The sequence below is a fragment of the Paenibacillus septentrionalis genome (genome assembly GCF_042659865.1).
GTDB lineage: Bacteria > Bacillota > Bacilli > Paenibacillales > Paenibacillaceae > Pristimantibacillus > Pristimantibacillus septentrionalis.
In genome coordinates this window covers 58,843-81,508 of the sequence record NZ_JBHSTE010000008.1, presented here as the reverse complement: position 1 = coordinate 81,508, position 22,666 = coordinate 58,843, and the positions used below count along the sequence as shown (strand labels likewise).

Genomic DNA, 22,666 nt, shown 5'->3' with positions numbered 1-22,666 from the left:
TTGGGGCAACTTTCTATTATCTCCTGTAGTCTAATATAATAATAGATACTAGAGTTAGGAGAGAGATTACTAGATGCAACGCTATACGATAAAACACTTGTTTACGAAGAAAAAGGCTGCAATATTGCTGCTTACAGGGGCGCTTATTGTAACCCCGATGCAGTCTATTCTACCAATGTCAAAATTCGCACATACTGATCGAGCTTATGCGTCTTCTACTGCAACCAATAAACTTACCGCTACGGGAGAAACTATCATTTCTTCAGGTGTAGTAAGGAAGGATTATACATTTACGACAACAAGATCATCGAGACAGGTTTCAACGGGCGTCCATGTGCTGGAAATTGATTTGTCCAATCCGTACATATCCTTGCAAGCATTGAGCGGACGCAATGGCGAGGTTGGAACTCGTACCAATGTGATGACGATGGCGACTAATGCAGGGGCCATCGCGGCAATTAATGGCGATGTATTCAATATGGGTAGAGAAGGGGCTCCGCTTGGCTCTCATATTGCTTCTGGAAATTTGGTCGTTAGCCCATCTCTGCTGAAAGGGATGTATGCATTTGGAGTGACGGCTGATAATAAGCCGACAATTGATGCTTATACATTCGAGGGAATGGTCAATGCAAGCAATGGGACAAGCTTTCCTCTATCAGGTATTAATCAATCCTCATACAGCTCAGACGTATCCGGCGAAACATACAGTCATTCTAATCGCTTATTTATTTATACGAGTGCATGGGCAGGCAAGGAAAGACCGGCAAGCTCAGGCACAACACCAACAGAAGCACTTGTTGTAGATAATGTGGTACAGGAAATTGTGAGCAACGGTACAATATCCTCGCCTATCCCTGAAAATGGTTACGTGCTTCGGGGTCATCGAGATGCAGCCAACTTTTTAACAAAGCTGACTGTGGGTGACACGGTTGATGCCACTTATGCGTTGATTTCCCAAACAACCAAGCAAAAAGTCGACCCTGCGAGCTTTACGATGATGGTTAGCGGTCATACCCTGCTTGTAGAGAATGGAAAAGCTTCAAGCTTCTCGCGTGATATAACAGGAGTAAGCGGCAACTCCTATACCTCTCGCACGGCAATCGGATATTCGGCAGATGGACGCAAGGTTTATATGGTTACAGCCGAGAGAGCAGGCTCCAATACAGGACTTAGCTTAAGAGAGCTGCAGACGGTAATGGTGCAGCTCGGTGCGCATAAGGCTGTTAACCTTGATGGTGGCGGCTCGACAACAATGGTGGAGCGCAAGCTGGGCTACAGCACATTGTCGCTAGCCCATGCCACTCAGGAAAGCTCCATGCGTGCGGTATCTAACGGGATTGGCGTGTTTACATCTGCTCCACAAGGTGAATTGAAAGGGCTGATCATTACAGGCGCTCAAAAAATGCTGATTGGCCAAACGGCAACCTTTAATCTTCGTGGCTATGATACGCGTTACAACCCTATGGATATTGCGGGTACGACAACGTGGAAGAGCGAAAACAATACTGGCACGTTCTCTGGTGATGTCTTTACAGCCAAAGCAGCGGGCACAGCTAGTGTGACGGCAACCTCAGGATCGGCAAAAGCAACCACGACATTCGAAGTAGTTGGCTCAGATCAGCTTAAATCACTTGTTTCAACTTCGGGAGTAGGATCGCTTTCTCAAGGAGCTACACTTCCAGTATCCTTGAAGGCAACTCTGACAAATGGGGATCAATATACCTTGAGTGGAAATCATTTGACATGGGAATTTGTAGGGTTTGCTGGTACATTTAATAACGGTGTCATTACAGTAAATTCAGTAAGCAAAGGAACGACTAACGGTTATGCGATTGTGCGATATGGCGATCTTGCTACAATGATTCCATTTACGAATGAGACGACAACAGCTACTGTGGAGAATTTTAACAACGTGGGCTATAGTATTACGAGTCAAGTGACACCAGAGAACACGACCAAAGGCAGTGCGAAACTCGTGACTGGCGCTTCCGGAAACAGCTCCGATAAAGCCTTGCAAATCAGCTATGATTTTACAGCTGGAACAGGAACGAAAGCTTCCTATGCAAGACTAGGAACGGCTGGGCGTAACCTGATGGCTGGCTTAAGTGGCCTGTCGCTTGATATACATGGAGACGGCAGCGGCAACTGGCTGAGAGCAGAGGTCGTGGACGAAAGCAATACGATACATTATGTGGATCTTGCCAAATCCGTCAATTGGACAGGTTGGAAAAATGTGAAAGTCGACGTGGACAGCAGCAAGATGAAGGGTGCATTGAAGCTGAGAAGAATTTATGTCGTCACAGTAGATTCGACGAAAGCAGGAGTAGCTGCCAGCGGACAAATCGCTGTCGACAATATTGTTCAGTATGGGAAAAATGCGGACGCAGCTTCTTCGACTTCAAATGTGGTCAAGCTTACGCTCAACAGCAAACGAGCTAACGTAAACGGAAAAGCAGTTTCACTTGAAGTGGCACCAACCTTGAAGGACGGCTATACGTATCTGCCGGTGCGTTTTATTACAGAACAGCTTGGGGCAGAGATCAAATATAACAATGCAGCGAAAAGAGTTACCGTGCTTAGCGGCAGCAATATATTGGAAATGAAGCTGAACGAGAAGCAATACACATTGAACGGAACTCGCTATTCAGCAGAGGTTGCGCCATACGTTTCTCAGGGCAGAACACTTATACCAGTGCGATTGTTCTCTGAGAAGCTAGGCTATAAAGTAACCTATAATCATTCAGAGCAAAGCGTGACCATCCAGTAAAAATTATGGCTAGAGACCTTGTTATGGTATAATTGGTTAAGTAATTTATATAAAGGAGTCCTGGTTACGTGGATCCCCTCACCGTCGATATTAATCGTATTTTTTCAAATGCGATTCGTGTAATGGAAGATAGTAAATATCAAATATATGAGGTGTGTGAATCAGCACGAAGTGAACGCGCAGCTTTGGAAAAAGAGCTGGAGCATGTGCTGCAGCAAACGGTGCAAATGATCGAGCAGGTTGATAAGCTTGAGATGGAGTACCGTTATGCAAGGATTCGTCTTACAGATGTGAGTCGAGATTTTACACGTTATGGAGAGCTGGATATAAAGAAGGCCTATGAAAAGGCCACTTTAATCCAGCTTCAGCTTGCGACGAGCAGAGAGCAGGAAAAGCATTTGAAAATGCGAAGAGATGATCTTCAATTGCGCATGCGAAATGTCGAAAAAAATATTGAGCGCGCAGAGAGCATCGCATCCCAAATGAATGTGGTACTGGAATATCTATCAGGCGATTTGGATAATGTCACACGCATATTGGAGTCTGCTAAAAACCGTCAGCTGCTGGGGCTAAAAATTATTTTGGCGCAAGAAGAGGAACGCAAACGCATCGCCAGGGAAATTCATGACGGTCCAGCGCAAACACTGGCTAATCTTGCGCTTCGAACCGAGATTGCAGAACGCATGGCTGCGAAGCAGGATTATGACCTGATACAGGTCGAGCTTTCGGATTTAAAGGGGCAGGTTCGTTCTGGACTGGAGGAAATTCGCAAAATTATTTTCAATCTCAGACCGATGGCGCTTGATGATTTGGGCTTAATTCCTACATTGCGCAAGCTTTTGCAAGACTTTGAAGAAAAGACTAAAATTCATACGATATTTGAAGTGTCGGGCAAAGAGGTAAGGCTTAGCTCATCTATGGAAGCGGCCATTTATCGTTTGACTCAGGAGGCGCTTTCGAATGTGCAGAAGCATGCGAGTGCGTCCAGAGTTACGATTATGCTGAGCTTTCGAGTAAACAATCTTCAAATAAAAGTGAAGGACAACGGAAGAGGATTTATCCGCATGCCAAGCACTGATCAGCAGCACTATGGCATAATTGGCATGTATGAGCGTGTTGAACTGCTTGAAGGTGTCATCGACATACAATCGGAGGTTGATAAAGGAACAGAAATCACAATAGAAATACCTCTAAAAAAAAGTTAGGAAAGGGGATCAGTGATGATGATTAATGTAGAAGGAAGCAGTGCAGCAACTAGTTCTGTAGATTCCATTAAAATTTTGCTTGCTGATGACCATCAATTATTTCGCGAAGGCCTAAAGCGAATTCTTAATATGGAAGCCGATCTGGAGGTTATTGGTGAATGCGGTGATGGCATTCAAGTACTCGAATTTTGCAATCATACGCTGCCAGATATCGTATTGATGGATATCAACATGCCTATCGAGACAGGTGTGGTGACGACAGAAAGACTGCGCGACCTATTTCCAGATGTGAAGGTCATTATTTTGTCTATTCATGATGATGAGAGTTATGTCTTTGAATCACTACGCAAAGGCGCAACGGGCTATCTGCTGAAGGATATGGGTGCAGAGTCATTGATTAATGCGATTCGTGCCGTTTCTCAAGGCTATTCCTTTATTCATCCAAAGGTAACGGGCAAGCTAATCAATCAATTGAGACGCATGACGTATTTGGACGAAATCGGCGTTTCCACGAATCAGAATCTCGACATCGGCGCGACATATATTCCGCTTGAGGAAAGTCCGCTTACACGCCGCGAAGCGGAAGTGCTTCGCTTAATGGCAGAGGGCAAAAGCAATAAGATGATTGGTGAGCACTTATTTATTAGTGAGAAAACTGTAAAAAATCATGTCAGTAGCATTTTGCAAAAAATGGAGGTGGATGATCGTACGCAAGCGGTTATCAATTCCATCAAATTTGGCTGGGTGACGCTTTAGTTTTTATATAAAAATCCGTAATGGAATAAAGATGGTTATGTTAGATCTATTCGATGAATATGATACTTTCATAGCCATTTTTTATCATTTAGAAAGGGCTTTCTTAGGTGACCGCATAGGTTGAGGATGCATACAATATGCAAAGAGGAGGTAACGACGATGATAAGTCTTCTACTTTTTGTTATTGGATGCTATGTGTTTGTAGCGGCTGCTGTTCATTTGTATTATTGGATGTGTCGGCATCATCAGATAGAAAAACATTATATTCTGCTGGCAGAAGAGCCAAAAGAAGAGATGGAATGGATCATTCGGTCAATGTACTCCTTCTCGAAGTGGATGGGCATTTCGGTTCAGGTTACAATCGTACCGTCTTTTTCTAGCCATGAACTTACCTATATGGCTGATCGATGGAGCAGCAGGTGGTTTCCAATTCATATCCAGCAGCAGGCTGCAGTACCGCCGCATGCGGTTGTTGTCGATTTGAATAAGGAGCAGGACTTGTGCAAGCTGCCTTTCTAATTTATACTCTAAACATAATCATTTCGTGAAGCACGCGAATCCGTGATATGGCGGTCGTGTGCTTTTTGCATTTTAAAGGAGGAGTAGCCGTGTATGGTAGAATGGCCGTCGTCGGTAATCGGCAAACGGCGCGTGTAGTATGGCTCCCGTATGAACAACGAGAGGCATTTGATGCTGAGCAGTGGCAGAATGCGCTTCGTGATGGTGAACAGCTGGTAGTGAGTGCGGTCCCGATTGCCTTATATCTTGCTGATTGGTTGATACGAGTTGTTGAAGCAGTGATTGATAAGCCAACAGGTAATGCTTTTAATGCCATGCGGCAATGTCTAATGGCCGTGAAGCGTCAACTGAACGCCATTGGAATTAGCAGCGACCTGCGCTGGATCCGTTATGCCTACAAAACTGATGCTGGATCACTTCACGAATTCGATGGTGCAGCACAACTTGCAACGCAAGCGAAAGAACAGGTGCTTGATTTTCTGAAGGGACGAAAGCTGCTGTACGATGAGTGGTTAAGCGTCTGGAAGCATCAAGCCTCGAGTCAAACGTCTAATCATCAACTGGACTTACAGCTTGCCTTTCGCGACTTGCTGCTGCATGGGCAGATCCGGCTGAGAAGTGCTGTGGAGTGGACGAGACAAGGAGGGAAGTCAGATACATTGCTTTGCTTACGCTGCTACGATAAGAAGCTGATTAGGTCAGAGCATTACTGCCCGTATTGTGGCGAGCGTTGCTACTATTGCCATGAGTGCCTGCAAATGGGACGAGCTCGTACATGCAGTGTACTGATCGTTGGGCAGTATCATTCCGTTGTACCTAAAAGTGTCAAGCATACGTCCTCCTCGCCTGAGCGTATGCTGGATCTCGCTGAGTTTGGATTAAGTGATGCGCAGCAGATGGCGACGAAGGAAGCACTCTCGTTCGTGCATGGCAGCATGTCGGCAGATCCCGCGAAACGCAGGCGCCAGACCAGCGGCTGGCTGCCATTTGTTTCCTCGACAACAACGTCCAAGCTGTCACGGCAATTTTTGTTGTGGGCCGTTACAGGAGCGGGTAAAACCGAGATGATTTTTCCACTGGTTGCCTATGTTATACGTCTAGGAGGGCGTGTGCTTCTCGCTACGCCACGCAGAGATGTTGTGCTGGAGCTCTCACCTCGTTTGCACAAAGCCTTTCCTGAGCTGTCTATCGTGACGTTGTACGGCGGTAGTGAACAGCGCTGGGAGTATGGTCAGCTCGTTATTGCCACTACACACCAGCTTATGCGCTTCCAGAAAGCCTTTGACCTTGTAATTATAGATGAGCTAGATGCTTTTCCTTATCATGGCGATGAACGTCTATATCGCGTTGCCGAGCAGTGCAGTACGGAAGAGGGTGTGAGGCTGCTCTTATCAGCAACGCCGCCTGCTTACTTGCAGAGAGAGCTTAACAGAGGACGGCTCGCTTATGTGAAGCTGCCGGTTCGTTATCATCGGCATCCTCTTCCTGTTCCAATTCGCGTAAAAACCCCACTAGTAGCTGAACAGATCAAGCAAGGCGACATTCCATCCTTAGTATATCGAGCCTTAAAGCAATCGCTGCAGGAGGATGCACAAATATTTGTTTTTTTGCAGCGAATCGCTCATACAGAGGCGTATGCTCAGCTGCTTCGAGCACGATTTCCTCATGTTCCGATTGAGGCTACTTCCTCCAAGGACGAGCAGCGCAGTGAAAAAGTAATGGCATTTCGCAAACGAGATATTCGCATTCTTGTAACGACCACGATTCTTGAAAGAGGTGTCACGGTGCCTCGCAGTCATGTTTATATATGTGATGCAGAAGCAGAGTTGTTCGATGAGGCTTCGCTTGTTCAGATGGCCGGTAGAGCCGGGCGCTCAGGCGATGCACCAAACGGCTCCGTCTATTTTCTGTCACAGCAGTGGAACGAATCGCAGCGAAAAGCAATCAAGCAAATCAACAGCATGAATGAGCTAGCCAATAAAATGGGCTACCTGCTGAAGCCCTATATAGGCGCTAAGGGGAGAGGATCGCGTTGAAGCTAAAGGCTTTCGATATGATGCAGTGGCTGCAGCCTAAGCGTGATGTCTGCGTCGTCTGTTCAAAAATGATAGGGCGAGCACGAATACAGGAGGATGTAGATCCATTTCATGTGAAGGAGCTAAACAAACGATTGTGTGCAGATTGCGTAGATCAGATTGCATGGATAAGAAATGTCCAATGCATGCATTGCGGCAGAGCACAGCGCTGTCCTGACTGCTTGATTCGATCGGACTCCGCTCTTTGGATGAATCGAAGTGCAGTTGTCTATCAGTCAGCTATGAAGGAATGGCTTCATCGCTACAAGTTTCAAGGCGATGAGCGGTTGACTCCGATTTTAGGCGCAATGCTGATGCCGGCAGTAGAGCGGCTAAGCGCGCAGCTGATCAGAAAGGAAAACCTGGAGGATCAGTGGAGACGAAGTAAGCTGCCTGCGCTGAAGTGGCTCCAGAAGACAGGCTCCGCTTGCTGGGATGGCGTCACCTCTGTGCCTGTTAGCGAAACGAGATATCGAGAGCGCGGCTTCAATCAAGCGGAGCAGCTTGCACGCATCGTTAGTGAGAAGGCACAGATTCCATATGTAGAGCTACTTGTTCGCAGTACTCACCATGTAGATGCAAGGCAGAGCCATCAAGGGCGTGGCGCTCGCTTTCAAGGCTTGTCCAGTAGGTATCACGTTTCCGTAAGTGCTATTAATACGTGGCTAAGATTGAAACATCGCAACGCGTCGTTAAAGCTGCTGCTAATCGACGATGTCTACACAACTGGAAATACGATACACGCGTGTGCAGATGCAATTGCTGAAGTGTGCCCGTTTCCAGTTACAATAGCCAGTGCAACCTGGGCTAGGTCATAAGTTGCATTATGCTAGGTCCTGAGGATTATTACGAATGGATTACATACATTTTTCACAACTTCGCTAATGAAAAATGATAAAACTTACGATAAACTATTAATAGTAAGTATATCGTAGGTTTAGGGGGTCACTATAGATGAATATAGACAATTGTCCTCGATGCGGAAAAGTGTTCGTGAAGGGCTTTAGAGATGTATGCCCTGCTTGTGTGCGCGAGATTGATAAGGAGTACGAGAAATGCGCAACATATTTGAGAGAAAACCGAGGAGCGTCGATTACAGAGCTGTCTGACGAAACAGGTGTGACCATCAAGCAAATTACTAAATTTATTCGCGAAGGTCGCATTTCATTGATGGATGCTCCAAATCTTGCGTATCCTTGTGAGTCCTGCGGTGTATTAATTCAAAGCAACAACTTATGCGACAGCTGTAGAACACGCTTGGTTAATGCGTCGAAAACTTTACTGAGCGGAGACGCACAATCGCAATCACATAAATCGAGTAATGAAACTGTAAAAGAGGCCTATAAAGGGATAAATCAGTATAAAGATCGTACTTAGCTTGGATTTACTTTAGATTTACTATAAATAAAAAAATCATTGAAGCCGATAATACTATTAGTAGTTATCGGCTTTTTAGTTTGGAAAAAGAGGTGAACATGATGAAAATCAATGACATAAATCGTATAAACGGAATCAATAAGGGTTACCAGCAGCAAGTGGATTATCGCAAGGAGAGCAAGCAGGCCTCCAAGAAAGACGAGGTGCAGATTTCTCAGGCAGCGCAGGAGATGCTGGAGAGCAGCCGCGCAGAAAACACTGAGCGAGCTGAGCATGTGAAGGCGTTGAAGCAAGCTGTGCAATCCGGAACGTACCATGTTGAAGCAGGCAAGCTGGCGGAGAGATTGCTGCCTTTCTTTAAACAATAATGCGCGAGTAATGGAGGATCAAGGATGGAACAGACAACCTTTCAGCAGCTGATTCAACAGCTCAAGCAACTACTTCTTATCTATCGCGCCTTGTTTACACTGGCAGATGAGAAAAAAGCCGCAATTATTGCCAACGATATCGAAGCGATCAATATGATTACGATGAAGGAGTCCAAAGCGCTGAAGCCAGTTCCTGAGCTGGAAAATGGCATTCGTGCTCTTCTCACAAAGCTGCAGCGGGAGCTTGGCTTCAGACCAAAGCTCAAAATGATGCTTTCGGAAATGGTGCAACTGATAATTGATCCTAATCAAAAGCAAGAGCTGTCTGAGCTTCAGTCAGATCTTGCCCAAGTTGCAGATCGGCTAAAAGGAGCTAATGAGCATAATCAGCAGCTGATCCAGCTGTCACTGGATTACGTACATTTCTCACTGGATGTCATATGTGGACCGCCAGAAGACGAAGTCACCTACAAACGGCCGAGCCCTGGTAACGATACACAGAGACGGACAGGCCTATATGATACACGAGCGTAATTAAGCAAACCCATTAGGAGGGCAATTATGGTATCAACTTTTCATGGATTAGAGACGAGCAAGCGCTCTTTGTTAACGCAGTCGACTGCACTTAGTACAGTTGGTCACAATATATCGAATGCATCAACGGTAGGCTATACACGTCAGCGCGTGAATATGACCAACGCTGATCCGGTTTATATGCCGGGCTTTAACCGCGTTCATACGCCTGGTCAAATCGGTACAGGGGTGCAATATGAAAGTGTGACACGTGTTCGTGACAGCTACCTGGATATGCAGTTTCGTCGTGAAAACCAGGACTATGGGTATTATTCTGTTTACAATGCAACGATGGAATCTATTCAGACTATCATTAATGAGCCGTCTGATAGTGGAGTCAGCGCGGTCATGGACAAGTTTTGGAATTCGCTTGAAGTCCTGAATCGCGATGCCAACCTATTAAGTGCTCGCGTCGATTTTATCGGTAATGCCAAAAACCTTGCAGATACATTTAATAAAATTGGCACCTCTCTCAATACGCTTGAAAGCGATATTGCTAGCAATACTACGATCAAGCTGAATCAAGCAAATACAATATTGGATGGCATTGCTCAGCTGAACAATACGATCAGCCGAATCGAAATGCTTGGCGACAACGCCAATGATTATCGTGATCAGCGCGATGTGCTGCTAGACGAGCTCTCAAAGATTGTGGATGTGCAATATGCTGAGGATGCCAACGGCATGGTTAATGTATACAGTGGAGGCATTCAAGTCATTAACGGTGCACAGGTGACGAATCTTACTAATGCGGATGTGCCGAATATTACAGGCGGCGAGATTGCAGGTTACGCCAAATCTTTAGAAGATATACAGCTTGTACGTGATCAGTTAAATGCGATGGTGGATACACTGGTGCGCGGTGAGATCGACATCACGATGCCAAACGGTTATAAAACGTCTAACGATATGATCGCGGAAAATGATGTGGAAGTAACGAATGCAGACGGAACGAAGACAACGTATGCGGCAGGCGATACAATTCCTGCAGGCTCCAACATTACATCAAGCGTAACATTCAAAGTGAATGGCTTCAATGGTGTGCATCAGCTTGGATATTCGTTGAATACGCCTGCCGAAACAGGTATTCCATTTTTCACATCCAAAGATAATACTGTTCCATTTACGATCGATAATTTACAGGTTAATGCAGAAATTTTAGCAGATACGAATAAAGTTGCAGCCTCAGGACAATATGAATTGGGCGGGACAGATGGTACGGATATGCACACGATTAAAGGGAACAGCGATGTAGCGTTTGTATTGTCTAACCTGCGCGATATGAAATTTACTTATCCGGTTGCATTGACAGCACTATCTACAGGTACAACAGATGATTATTTCCGAGCATTTGTTAGTGATCTTGGTACGCGCTCGAGTATAGCGAACACGAATTTCGTAAGAAGCGGGAATCTCACCGATAATGTGGAAATTCGCCGACAATCGGTAAGCGGTGTAAGTATTGACGAAGAGCTGACGGATATGATTCGTTTCCAGCATGCATACAATGCAGCTGCCCGAAATATGACAGTGGTAGATGAGATGTTGGACCGAATAATTAATAGTATGGGGCTAGTTGGCCGCTAGCAGTAGGAGGGATAAAGGATGAGAGTTACAGGTATGATGCAGAACACGCAGCTGCTGCGTAATGTGAGAAATAACAATGCCGATATTTTGACTTGGCAGAATAAGCTGTCAACTGGACAAAAAATTAGCAAGCCCAGTGATGATCCTGTCGGTATTGGTTATCAGATGCGCTATACAACAGAGCTGGCGCGCAATGAGCAATATTTGGCGAATTCCAAAACAGGTTATGGCTGGCTAAGTCAGACTGACTCTGTGCTTCAGCAAGCTAACAGTATATTGCAGCGTCTGAATACGATCACCAACCAAGCTGCTAATGGTACGATTACTCCTGATGTTAGAGAACAAATTCGTCTAGAGGTGCTTCAGCTGCGCGAGCAGATGGTTACAGTCGGCAACAGTACATATGACGGTAGACATATCTTCAACGGACAAAAAACGGATGTTAAGCCATATGATTCTGCAACTGCAGCTGACAATACGACAGATAAAGGGGTTTATTATTTGAACGTGAGCCCATCTGTAACGGTCGCTGTCAGCTTGCCGGGTGAAACGGTATTCGGCGAGTCGGGCGCAGATGATAATATATTCAAGCTGTTTGATGATATCGCTAGGCACCTTGAGAATGATGATCAAGCAGAATTGTCTGCAAGCTTGACTAATATTGGTTCAGCCATTGATCGTATTTCTTTGAATCTTGCCGAGGTGGGTGCAAGAATGAATCGATTTGAGCTAATTGAAAATAGAATTGGCGATGAAAAAGTTAGCTTGACAACGCTACGTTCTTCTGTAGCAGATGTTGATATGGCGGACGCAGTTATTCAACTTCAGCTTCAGCAGAATGTACTGCAAGCGTCATTGTCAGTTGGAGCAAGGGTGCTTCAAACCTCCCTTTTGGATTATATTCGATAATTATTACTTGGTTAGGAGAGCTAGTTTATGAGTGAAAACAACACCACTGTATCAAAATCAACGATTAATAGTGCATTATACGGTGATATACAGCCAGAGCCTCATCAGATCTATACCTTTGAACAAGGGATTGTTGGATTTTCACATTTAAAACAATTTGCTCTACTACCCTATGATGATACGGAATTATTTGTTTTACAGTCATTTAGCGAGGACATTAGTTTAATGCTTATACCAGCTACGCTGGCTGCTAATTCAGAAGGCTTTCGCATTGATGAATTGACGGTTCAGCAATTAGGTGTTCAAGAAGCAAGCGAAATTGTTACGTTCTATATCCTGCGATTTATTGATAATGAGCCATATATTAATCTTAAGGCTCCAATTCTTTTAGTACCCGAACAACGTAACGGCTGCCAGTACGTCATTATGGACGATTCCGTAAGTGTACGTGAGCCATTAGTATTGGCAGGTGATGAATCGTGCTAGTACTAAAGCGAAAAGTTGGAGAAGTTGTAAGAATCGGGAACGATATCGAAGTACATGTACTAGCTGTAGAAGGCGATGTAATCAAGCTAGGCTTTGAGGCTCCCAAGCAGGTTCAGATTTTGCGATCTGAAGTGTACGATGCAATCAAGGCAGAGAACATACAGTCATCTATCTCAACAAGCATGGACGCTAAGGAGATGATGAAGCAGTTGAAAAAGGGAAGTACACCAAAAAAGTGAATATGAAGGGGGAAAATTTGTGTTTGATTCAATCAATCGTATGGATGGAACCACAATTGATTGGAGTCAACTACCTGGCAACAAGAAGACAGCACCTAAAGACTCAGATGTAGCTGCCTCTTATGAAAAAGATCAAGCAAAGCTAATGGAAGACAGTAAGGACAAGCTTTACAAGGAATTGGAGAAGGCGAACAATCAATTCGATGCATTAAACCATTCGCTTCGAATGAAGTTTAATGAAGATGCTGAACAGTTCTACGTGGAAGTGGTTGATGTACAAACAAGAGAAGTTATCGATAGCATACCAGCGGAATACGTGCTTGAACTGGCCGCGAAGCTGAAAGATATGGTTGGATTTTTTATTGATGAGAAGAGATAGAGATAAGGAGGCCTTGATATGGGAATTAGTATAACTGGTTTGTCTGGCTTTGACACAGCGCAAATGGTCAATGATTTGATGGCGCTTGAACGTATTCCTTATAAAAATCTGGAGTCGAAAAAGACTAATCTACGTTCCGAACAAAATGTTTTTCGTAATATTAATACAGCGTTCAGTACATTCAGCACGGCGTTAACTAACTTAAGGTATGCGGCGGATTGGAACAAGCTAAAAGCAACATCCAGTTCAAATGCTGTAAGTGTTAGCTCATCATTGAATGTTACGCCAGCTACATATGATCTTAATGTTAAGCAGCTTGCTACGAAAAACGTTGTGGAAATTGATGCGAGTCATATGCTGGATCAGGTGAATGCAGCAATTGCTGATCCTGCTAAGGAATTAAAAATAGGCAATTATACCTTCACAGAAGATGATCTTAATGCCATCGCTGAGCTTGACGGTGATGAAGCACAATTAAAAAAGCTGGCTCAAATTATTAATTCAAAAACAAATACAGAAGATGGCTCTAATGCCACGGCTTCAGTACTTAAGACGTCATCTGATGGGAATTTTAAGCTTATTCTTAACTCAAAGAATACTGGTGAAGGTCCTGAGAATGCGGTGTCTTTTACTTTAGGTACTACTAATATTATAGATGACTCACATGCTAGTGTCATCAACAAAGCAGGTAAGGATGCCATTGTTGATGTAAATGGGGTTACTGTTACTCGAAGCTCGAACACCTTTAACGACCTAGCAGAAGAGGGTCTTACTTTTACACTGAATAGTGTGGGTGAGTCCAAAGTAACGGTTGGGCAAGATGTTGATGCTATTGTGAAAAATGTGAAGAGCTTTGTAGATGCTTATAATAATCTAATTTCTCTAGTAAAAACGAATCTATCTAAACCTGCAGATGATAGTAAAATGAATCCGTTGCAAGGCGACTCACTACTAAAGAGAATCGACTCGCAGTTGTACTCGATTTTCAATTCAATTGTGGATACTTCTGGCGGCAAGGCATGGATGGAGCAAATTGGTCTGAGCATTGATAAAGGTGTAGGAAAGGCTAGCCTCATGACAGGTAAAATTACCTTTGATGAAGCCGCATTTAAAGATGCTTTAGTAGCTAATCCCCAAAAAGTAATAGATTTATTTGCGAAAAACGAAAGAGCTGCTGATCCTGATAATGGGATCAAAGCAGATCCAGGTGGTATCATTACCCAGTTTACTTCTATTATGAGTAGCTACACTTCTACGGTTAATGGTATGCTTTCTAACAAAATTACGGGTTATGATTCTGAGATTAAAATGATCGATGATCGGCTTGATCATATGGATCGGCGTTTACAGATGACAGAGGCTCGATTAAAGTTGCAATTTAGCACGATGGAGACTATGCTGTCTACGCTGAACAATCAAAAGGATTGGTTAACGTCACAGCTAGAATCGTTAAACAAGTCCAAATAATTCAGTAAAAGTAAGGGGATGGAGTTTAGATGATCTCTAATCTTAATGGTTATCAAGCATATCAAAAGAACAAATATGAGACAGCTTCCCCTCATCGGCTTATTACGATGCTATATGAAGGTGCTATTCGGTTTGCAACTCGTGCGATAAATCAAATAGAACAGAATAATCTTGAGGAAACTAACAATGCGATTAAGAGATTCCAAGACATTATTTATGAACTCATCTCTTGCTTGAATTTTAATGATGGCAAGGAAGTAGCAGTTGGTTTGAATTCCTTATATATGTATGTCATAGAGTTATCGATCAAAGGGAATATTGAACAATCTGCTGAGCCATTGCAGGAGGCGATTGGGATTATTACCGAAATTAAAGCTTCCTGGGAACAGATTGCGAAGGAAGTGAACATAACGAATGTTTGATCATAACGTAATATTATCCTCCTACCAGGCTTTGCATGACTTGTATAATAAGCAATTAGAGCTGGCCGAACAACCACGCTATGATGAGCAAATTGATGACCTGTATACACTGGAGGAATCAAAACGTGAGCTTCAGCTGACTATACAAGAGCAACGGATGATTACATCAGACTATGAAATGTTATCCAGCTTAATAAAGGATGAACTCATGCAAATTATAGAGAGTATACATCGACAGAATGAAAGACTGCAAGCTATTATTGAAGCATGGCACTCAGAAGATTCGCGTTCGATGAAGAAAGTTAACGTTCAGCGAAAGACGCTTCATTCATACGGCGGGCTAAATTCCCATGAAGTTATTTCTTACTATATTGATAGTAAGAAATAACTATTTTTTTTGTAATATACTATAAACTATAATCGAATGTTAGCCGATACATTATATGTAGCCACAAGGATGTGGCGTAATAATAGATCATGGAGGATGATATTATGTTTATTAACACTAACGTAGGTGCTATGAATGCACACCGCAATCTTGGTTTCAACAACACGAACATGAACAAAACGATGGAGAAGCTTTCTTCTGGATACCGTATTAACCGCGCTGCTGATGATGCCGCAGGTCTTGCGATTTCTGAGAAAATGCGTTTCCAAATCAATGGTTTACAACAAGCGCAACGTAACGCACAAGACGGTATCTCTTTGATTCAAACAGCTGAGGGTGCGCTTACTGAAGTTCACTCTATGCTACAACGTTTGAACACTCTTGCTAACCAGGCTGTAAACGGTACGTATCAAAGTGCTGATCGTAGTCAAGTTCAATTGGAAGTAAACGAATTGCTTGCTGAAATCAACAACATTGCAAGTAAAACAACTTTCAATGGAATTAACCTTCTTAATTCTTCTTCTAGCATCAGCTTCCAAATTGGTAGCGAAAGCGGAGACACAATTTCAGTTACAACTGGCAATATGAGCGCTTCTGCTCTTGGAATTGGTAGTATTAGTGTTGGGGATGCAGCGGGTGCAGCTTCTGCAATTGCACTAATCAAGACTGCTATTGATAGTGTGTCTTCTCAACGTGCTACATTTGGTGCTGTACAAAACCGTCTTGAGCATACGATTAACAACCTTGGAGTAAATGCTGAGAACCTATCAGCTGCTCAGTCTCGTATTCGTGATGCAGACATGGCTGCTGAAATGACTAACTTTACAAAAAATCAAATTCTTGTTCAAGCTGGTACTTCTATGCTTGCTCAAGCAAACTCTGTACCGCAAAACGTATTAAAATTGCTAGGTTAAGAGTTAATAAAAAAAGCTGCCCTTGGGCAGCTTTTTTTATTAATATATAGTTTACAGATGTCGATATATATTATAACTAAGTATAAAAATTGATTTTACATTCTGGAGGCAGTTTATGACTGATTTACTGCAAAAAAATCTTATGTATTTATATAGTAATAAGAGAGATACATTTGATCTAATACAAAGGTATTTAGATCAAGTTAACGAAAAAAAAAGTAAGCTTATCATCAACGATGATGGCACAGTTAATTTGACATACACATTAACAGATGGAATAAAAACGCTTTATTCTGATGATCAAAGTGATATAACAAAATGGATTGAAGAGCATAACTATCTTCAAGACGGTCAATATGATGTAGTTATGTATGGACTTGGGTTGACTCAACATTTGGCTAAGTTAATTGAAATTAATTCAAAGTTGAATTTCTTTATTATGGAACCAGAGATTGATATTTTTGTTGAGGCGTTAAAAATAGTGGAAATTGATCAGTTATTGGAGCATCCACAGGTCAAGCAATTGACAATTGGGAATCACCCTATACATTTTAAGTTATTTCATTCGTTGGTTAGTACATACTCTTCTTTAAGTCAAATCGATGTATATATTCCTTATTATGCTCAAATTAATATTGAAGATATGAGAGCATTTTATGAATATAATTATTTGATTCGAGAGTCGAGATTAATAGAGATCGGATTTGAAAAGCAATTTGGTACATTGCCTTATCGTAATAGTATAAATAATATAGAGAAAATGCTTCTTTCTCAACCGATATCAGAGCTGCATAATAAATTTGAGGGATGCACAGCGTTAGTTGTTGGTGGTGGACCTTCTTTAGCAGTAGATGCCGAGGAAATCAAAAAGCATAAAGATAAATTACTAATTATTGCTGCTGGCTCAAGCATTCAATCGCTGTTAACATATGGTATAGAACCACATCTTATGGTATCGATGGATCCGGGCTCAGCCAACGGTAAAGTATATGAAAAAATAGAGTCAAGTGAAATACCATTAGTCTTTGTTCCGCAAATCTATGCGAATATATTAAATATACACCCTAAACACAATTATTATGCCTGGTTTCAAAACGATGTAATAATTAATTATTTGTTTTCAGATATAAAAGTTGATTATAATTTTGTGCCAACAAATTCAGTTTCAGGTACAGCGATACAAGTAGCTAAGTATCTAGGAGCGAACCAAATCTTATTTGCTGGGCAAGATTGTTCGTTTCCTAATAATGAGTTTTATGCTCAAGGGGTAGAGCATGTTAGTGAATCTCAACTGAAAAAGAAGATCGCTAAAGGGAATTTAGAAGTTGAAAATGTAAATGGAACAACAAATTATACTGATATTTCCATGAAGTCTGTACTAGAAAACATTGAGAGACTTATTTCAACAATTGATGATGTTACATTTATTAATACTTCTTCGTTAGGTGCTAAAATTAAAGGTGCCGATTATGTACCTTTTCTAGAGGCAACAAAGAATATCCAATCAAATAACTTTAATTTTAGTGAATTAAGATTATCCTTCAAAAACGAATCAACAACTAATAGCATCACGGTAGAGGGTGCGTTAAGTCGAATACGAAAATTTAAAAGTACATGTGAACAACTTATTGACTATAGTGAAGCATCCTTGAAATTAATAGGTAAGATTGATGAGCAATCAAGAAGACAGCCAGACAAGGCTATGAATACCCTAGCCAAGTTGGAACAACAATTTTCAAAGGTCACTCGTAATGCAATGTTCGAAGATATTATTACGGTGTGGAACAGAGGATTAACTAGAAACTACGATCAACAAGTTATTCGAATTGCAAAAGAGCCTACTATGATAGGTAAAACTAAATTGCTGAATGAAATTGTCGTACCATTCATAGAAGCTATAATTAATTCATTTAGAGAGTTAATAAAGGAGTTTCAACAGTTACAAGAAAAACTAACTCAAATAAAAGAACAGTAAATAGAGAATAATAGAATAGGTGACTACTACTATGATAAATCCATTAAAAAATAAATCAGTGCTTGTAACAGGTGGTACGGGATCCTTTGGCCATAAGTTCGTAAGTAAAGCATTAGAATTAGGGGCAAAGAGAATAATTGTATTTAGTAGGGATGAACTAAAACAATATGAGATGCGCAAGCAGTTTAGTAAGTTTCCACAGTTACGGTTTTTTATTGGAGATGTAAGGGATAAGGAGAGATTGTACCGAGCATTCAATGGCGTGGATATTGTTATTCATGCTGCAGCTATGAAACATGTTGAGGCATGCGAGTACAATCCTTTTGAAGCAATCAAAACTAATATTCACGGTGCACAAAATGTTATTGAAGCAGCAATTGATTGTAATGTAGAGAAAGTAATTGCGTTATCTACAGACAAGGCATGTAGTCCGGTCAATCTTTACGGAGCAACTAAGCTTGCTTCTGATAAGTTGTTTGTTGCAGCTAATTCATATGTTGGGGATAAAACAACAAGCTTTTCTGTAGTCCGTTATGGAAATGTTGTAGGAAGCCGTGGAAGCGTAGTTCCTTATTTTAATAACATAAAACATACAGGAGTACTACCAATTACTGATGAGCGAATGACTAGATTTTGGATTACTTTAGAACAGGGAGTTCAATTTGTACTTGATAGCTTAACCAGAATGCATGGCGGTGAAGTGTTTGTTCCTAAAATCCCAAGTATGAAGGTTGTAGATTTAGCAAAAGCAATTGCTCCTGAATGTAAGATTGATATTATAGGAATTAGGCCTGGTGAAAAGCTTCATGAGACAATGATTACGCCTGATGATGCTAGACACACTGTAGAATTTGATGACTATTATGTTATTGAGCCTGAATTTAATTGGTGGGGAAAAGAGCAACTGGTCAATGGTAGTAAACTGCCGGAAGGCTTTGAATATAATAGTACGATGAATAAACAGTGGTTAACAATAGAGGATTTAAGAAGCTTAGTAATAAACAATGAATTTGATGGTGCTAACAACTAAATTTTAATAATTGGATAGAAGGTTGGAGTTATGGAGAAACTAGCGCTTTTACAGAGGATTAAACACTTGTATGAAAAAGAAAACATAAACATTAGTGAGTACCTAAAAGGGTTAGAGAATCGTAATTACAATACATTAGAAGATATACTTATTAGCTATGATTTCCAAGCTGGTACTTATCTTCAAAGCTATAAAAAAAATCCTATTCCGAAACATAATCAGTTAATTGAAGTGTTACGAATTATGAATGAAGAGCTTGTACCGTGCAATTCTTTACTAGAAGCAGGTATTGGTGACGGAACAAGTTTTATAAATATTCTTAATGGATTAAAGTACAAGCCTAAGCAAGCTCTTGGTTTTGATTTATCATGGTCTAGGGTTAAAGTGGCTAAGGATTTTATACAGAGTGAAGTTGTAAATGCCGAACAAACTAGTTTGTTTGTTGGGAACATATTTGAAATCCCACTAGCAGATAGTAGCATTGATTTAGTTTATACAATTCATGCAGTAGAGCCTAATGGAGGTAAAGAAATAGAAGCAATCTCAGAGTTGCTTCGAGTAACAAAAAAATATTTGGTAATGGTAGAGCCCTATTATGAGGGAGCTCCACCAGAGGCGCAAAAACAAATGGATAGAAAAGGGTATATAAAAGGAATAGAAAAAACAGTAGAGGATCTAGGGTATACCTTTAAGTTGAATACACCTCTGGTCAATGACTTAAATCCTATGAATCCTTGTCATGTATTTGTGATAGAGAAGAATGAAAATGATACGGCTAATTATGAGGAAACTCAATTACGTTGTCCTGTTACAAAAACTGAGTTAATGAATAGTGATGGGTGCTACTTTTCCAAAGGAAGTTTATTAGCATATCCCATTATTGCTGATATACCTTGTTTAACGTCTAGTAACGCTATTATAGCTTCTAAAATGAATACGAATTAAACGTATACGGCAATCAAGAACATTTCTTATTTTAAATTACTTCGAGCCATGATCAATCTTGATGATTTCTTAATATGGATTAATTTCTTTTTTGAAAATAAGATAAAGTTAAATGAGGAATGAGTAGATGAAGATAGCAATTCTCACTTTAAACGGTTATGAAAACTATGGAAATAGACTGCAAAATTATGCTCTAGAAAGAATTTTGTCTCAATTCGGAGAAGTAGTCACACTTTTTCAACATAGGGGAAATTATGCTATCAACCAAAAAAATTTCCTGAGCTTATATAATCAATTCTCGTATAAATCAAAAGCAGAATTACTAGATACTATAAAGAAAGAAATAGTAATAAAAGATGGTGCTGATGCTAAAATAACAAGATTCCTTAACTTTAAGGTTTTTAGTGAAAAACACTTAAATGAAGTTTATTATTTAATAAATGAAGATATGGTTTTGGAGAATATATATAGTGACTTTGATTACTTTGTAGTAGGAAGTGATCAAGTTTGGAATCCTGTATGGCAAAAAGGAAATTATAATTGTCTATTACCTTTTGATACAAAAGCTAAAAAAATTAGTATCTCGGCAAGCTTTGGAGTTGATAACTTAGGGGACAAGAAAGACTGGTATAAACAGTACTTGTCTTTATTTGATTATATTACAGTGAGAGAATATAAAGGCATAGAAATTTTAGCGGGCTTAGGTATTGAATCGGAGCTTTGCCTAGATCCAACATTACTATTACCAACTGAACACTGGAAAAGTAAATTGCTTGATGTTGTTGAAGATAAAAAGTACATAATATTGTATTTTTTGGGAGGAGTACAAGCTGATAGTCTTGTTGAATTAATTAGTCAAATCAATAAAAATAATGAATATAAAATAATAAATTTTAATGATATTAAAGATAGTGTCTATTATTCAATGGATCCTTTTCAATTCATTAGCTATATAAACTCTGCTGAATTAATATTAACAGATTCGTTTCACGGGTTGGTATTCGCTAATATATTTAATACTCCATATATAATCTTTGAAAGAAGTTCTAGTCTACCTAACATGAACAGTAGGATCGAGACAATGGATATCCTATTTAATGTGGGTACAAGAAAGTATGAAAACATAAAACATGATATTGAACAAGTTTTTAATGCCGATTTTAATAATTTTAATGTAAATATCGAGCCAATTAGATTAAACTCTTACCAAAAAATTAAACTTATGCTAGGAGAGAAGTAGATGGATGAAAACGAATTGCGATTGTTATCCACAGAGGAAAGGCGTAAATATTATTTCGAGAAAAACTATAGATATGATGCAAATTTATATTATAGATACTCTGGTACAGTTAATTCTAAGTTTACAAAGGAAGCGCATAAGTCAGAACTAATATTTTATTACCATAAAATTGAGAAAGGTTTATCTTTAAAAAACATAAGACCTTTCTTCGGAGTAAATGCTGTTGATTATTTAATCGACTCATTATATCAATATGTAGAAAAGTACGGATTTGATCATATTGCAGGAATTGCATATGGGAATATAAAAAAATATTTCGATTTCCATAAAAACTTAGATGATAATGGATTATTATTGCCTCTAAAAGATAAATTTAATAAATTAATTGGTACTAAAGTTGATATTAATATTATTTCGGAGCGTGATTACGGGATAAACATTATCAAAAAGTCTGATGTTCAAATTGAAAATAACTTCAAAGAACTATGTTTTAGTAGACACACTATTAGACAGTTTACAGAAGAAAATGTAGAATTAGAAACTATTTACAAAGCAGTTGAAATTGCGCAAACAACTCCTTCAGTATGTAACAGACAAGCAAGCCGTATACATATTATAGAGGATAAAAAAATTATGGAAGACGCTTTAAGATTTCAAAACGGAAATACAGGATTTGAAAATGATATCAATAAGTTATTAGTTGTAACTTCAGAATTAAATGATTTTAAAACGTCTAATGAACGGAACCAACCATATATTGATGGTGGAATGTATGCAATGACTTTAATTTATGCTTTACACTCATTGGGGTTAGGAACATGTCCTTTGAATTTAGCTCTAGATTCTGATCTTGACATGGAGTTAAAAAAAGAAATTGATATCCCAGAGAACCAGGTGCTAATCATGATGATTGCCCTAGGTCATATACCTGAAAAGTTACCTGTTGCAGCATCAAAAAAGCTAGCTATTGAAGAGGTAGTGCGAGTAGTTAACTGATGATTTACTTGTTGAGGTATGAACAAGCTAATATTACAATCAATACACA

At 40.5% G+C, this 22,666-nt stretch carries 23 protein-coding genes; all 23 read left to right on the top strand.

All coding sequences use genetic code 11. The features are described from left to right. Positions 1-73 precede the first annotated feature (73 nt). The 23 genes from ACFP56_RS19970 (at position 74) to ACFP56_RS19860 (ending at position 22,617) form a co-directional block, all read left to right on the top strand. Positions 74-2,767 carry a stalk domain-containing protein gene (locus tag ACFP56_RS19970; protein WP_379237935.1) on the top strand — a complete coding sequence of 898 codons (2,694 nt, stop codon included), beginning with the start codon at positions 74-76 and terminating at the stop codon, positions 2,765-2,767. Positions 2,768-2,835: 68 nt separating this feature from the next. After that, positions 2,836-3,972 carry a sensor histidine kinase gene (locus ACFP56_RS19965; protein WP_379237933.1) on the top strand — a complete coding sequence of 379 codons (1,137 nt, stop codon included), beginning with the start codon at positions 2,836-2,838 and terminating at the stop codon, positions 3,970-3,972. Positions 3,973-3,990: 18 nt separating this feature from the next. Beyond that, the gene (locus ACFP56_RS19960) at positions 3,991-4,728 is read left to right on the top strand and encodes a response regulator (protein ID WP_379238085.1); all 738 of its coding nucleotides are present in this window, start codon (positions 3,991-3,993) and stop codon (positions 4,726-4,728) included. A 159-nt stretch (positions 4,729-4,887) separates the two neighbouring features. Continuing rightward, a complete protein-coding gene (locus ACFP56_RS19955) occupies positions 4,888-5,247 on the top strand; it encodes a hypothetical protein (protein ID WP_379237931.1) in 360 nt (119 codons plus the stop codon). Positions 5,248-5,336: 89 nt separating this feature from the next. Continuing rightward, positions 5,337-7,283 carry a DEAD/DEAH box helicase gene (locus tag ACFP56_RS19950; RefSeq protein ID WP_379237929.1) on the top strand — a complete coding sequence of 649 codons (1,947 nt, stop codon included), beginning with the start codon at positions 5,337-5,339 and terminating at the stop codon, positions 7,281-7,283. Then, positions 7,280-8,140: a ComF family protein gene (locus ACFP56_RS19945; protein WP_379237927.1), complete on the top strand. Its 861-nt coding sequence runs from the start codon at positions 7,280-7,282 to the stop codon at positions 8,138-8,140. The genes ACFP56_RS19950 and ACFP56_RS19945 overlap by 4 nt, the downstream gene beginning before the upstream one ends. Positions 8,141-8,276: 136 nt before the next feature. After that, positions 8,277-8,699, top strand: coding sequence for a TIGR03826 family flagellar region protein (locus tag ACFP56_RS19940; protein WP_379237925.1), 423 nt, complete (start codon positions 8,277-8,279; stop codon positions 8,697-8,699). A gap of 98 nt (positions 8,700-8,797) precedes the next feature. Beyond that, positions 8,798-9,067 (top strand): flagellar biosynthesis anti-sigma factor FlgM, encoded by a 270-nt coding sequence (flgM, locus tag ACFP56_RS19935; RefSeq protein ID WP_379237923.1) that lies wholly within the window; start codon positions 8,798-8,800, stop codon positions 9,065-9,067. Positions 9,068-9,091: 24 nt separating this feature from the next. Beyond that, entirely contained in the window at positions 9,092-9,601 is a 510-nt protein-coding gene (locus ACFP56_RS19930) for a flagellar protein FlgN (RefSeq protein ID WP_379237921.1), read from the top strand. A 27-nt stretch (positions 9,602-9,628) separates the two neighbouring features. After that, entirely contained in the window at positions 9,629-11,227 is a 1,599-nt protein-coding gene (flgK, locus tag ACFP56_RS19925) for a flagellar hook-associated protein FlgK (RefSeq protein ID WP_379237919.1), read from the top strand. An 18-nt stretch (positions 11,228-11,245) separates the two neighbouring features. Continuing rightward, a complete protein-coding gene (gene flgL / locus ACFP56_RS19920) occupies positions 11,246-12,136 on the top strand; it encodes a flagellar hook-associated protein FlgL (protein ID WP_379237917.1) in 891 nt (296 codons plus the stop codon). A gap of 27 nt (positions 12,137-12,163) precedes the next feature. Continuing rightward, a complete protein-coding gene (gene fliW / locus ACFP56_RS19915; protein ID WP_379237915.1) occupies positions 12,164-12,622 on the top strand; it encodes a flagellar assembly protein FliW in 459 nt (152 codons plus the stop codon). Continuing rightward, the gene (gene csrA / locus ACFP56_RS19910) at positions 12,616-12,861 is read left to right on the top strand and encodes a carbon storage regulator CsrA (protein ID WP_379237913.1); all 246 of its coding nucleotides are present in this window, start codon (positions 12,616-12,618) and stop codon (positions 12,859-12,861) included. The genes fliW and csrA overlap by 7 nt, the downstream gene beginning before the upstream one ends. Positions 12,862-12,880: 19 nt before the next feature. Next, positions 12,881-13,240, top strand: a complete 360-nt coding sequence (locus tag ACFP56_RS19905; protein WP_379237911.1) for a flagellar protein FlaG — start codon at positions 12,881-12,883, stop codon at positions 13,238-13,240. 18 nt (positions 13,241-13,258) lie between these two features. Next, positions 13,259-14,707, top strand: coding sequence for a flagellar filament capping protein FliD (gene fliD, locus ACFP56_RS19900; RefSeq protein WP_379237909.1), 1,449 nt, complete (start codon positions 13,259-13,261; stop codon positions 14,705-14,707). Between the two features lie 29 nt (positions 14,708-14,736). Next, entirely contained in the window at positions 14,737-15,129 is a 393-nt protein-coding gene (fliS, locus tag ACFP56_RS19895; protein ID WP_379237907.1) for a flagellar export chaperone FliS, read from the top strand. Next, complete coding sequence (locus ACFP56_RS19890; RefSeq protein ID WP_379237905.1) at positions 15,122-15,517, top strand: hypothetical protein; 396 nt, start codon at positions 15,122-15,124, stop codon at positions 15,515-15,517. Before fliS ends, ACFP56_RS19890 begins: the two co-directional genes overlap by 8 nt. A 104-nt stretch (positions 15,518-15,621) precedes the next feature. Next, positions 15,622-16,431: a flagellin N-terminal helical domain-containing protein gene (locus ACFP56_RS19885; protein ID WP_379237903.1), complete on the top strand. Its 810-nt coding sequence runs from the start codon at positions 15,622-15,624 to the stop codon at positions 16,429-16,431. A gap of 115 nt (positions 16,432-16,546) precedes the next feature. Beyond that, positions 16,547-18,406: a motility associated factor glycosyltransferase family protein gene (locus ACFP56_RS19880; RefSeq protein WP_379237901.1), complete on the top strand. Its 1,860-nt coding sequence runs from the start codon at positions 16,547-16,549 to the stop codon at positions 18,404-18,406. A 31-nt stretch (positions 18,407-18,437) separates the two neighbouring features. Then, positions 18,438-19,436 (top strand): UDP-N-acetylglucosamine 4,6-dehydratase (inverting), encoded by a 999-nt coding sequence (gene pseB / locus ACFP56_RS19875; protein ID WP_379237899.1) that lies wholly within the window; start codon positions 18,438-18,440, stop codon positions 19,434-19,436. Between the two features lie 30 nt (positions 19,437-19,466). After that, complete coding sequence (locus tag ACFP56_RS19870) at positions 19,467-20,381, top strand: methyltransferase domain-containing protein (protein ID WP_379237897.1); 915 nt, start codon at positions 19,467-19,469, stop codon at positions 20,379-20,381. 127 nt (positions 20,382-20,508) lie between these two features. After that, positions 20,509-21,621: a polysaccharide pyruvyl transferase family protein gene (locus ACFP56_RS19865; RefSeq protein ID WP_379237895.1), complete on the top strand. Its 1,113-nt coding sequence runs from the start codon at positions 20,509-20,511 to the stop codon at positions 21,619-21,621. Beyond that, positions 21,622-22,617, top strand: a complete 996-nt coding sequence (locus ACFP56_RS19860) for a nitroreductase family protein (protein WP_379237893.1) — start codon at positions 21,622-21,624, stop codon at positions 22,615-22,617. The last annotated feature ends 49 nt before the right edge of the window (positions 22,618-22,666 follow it).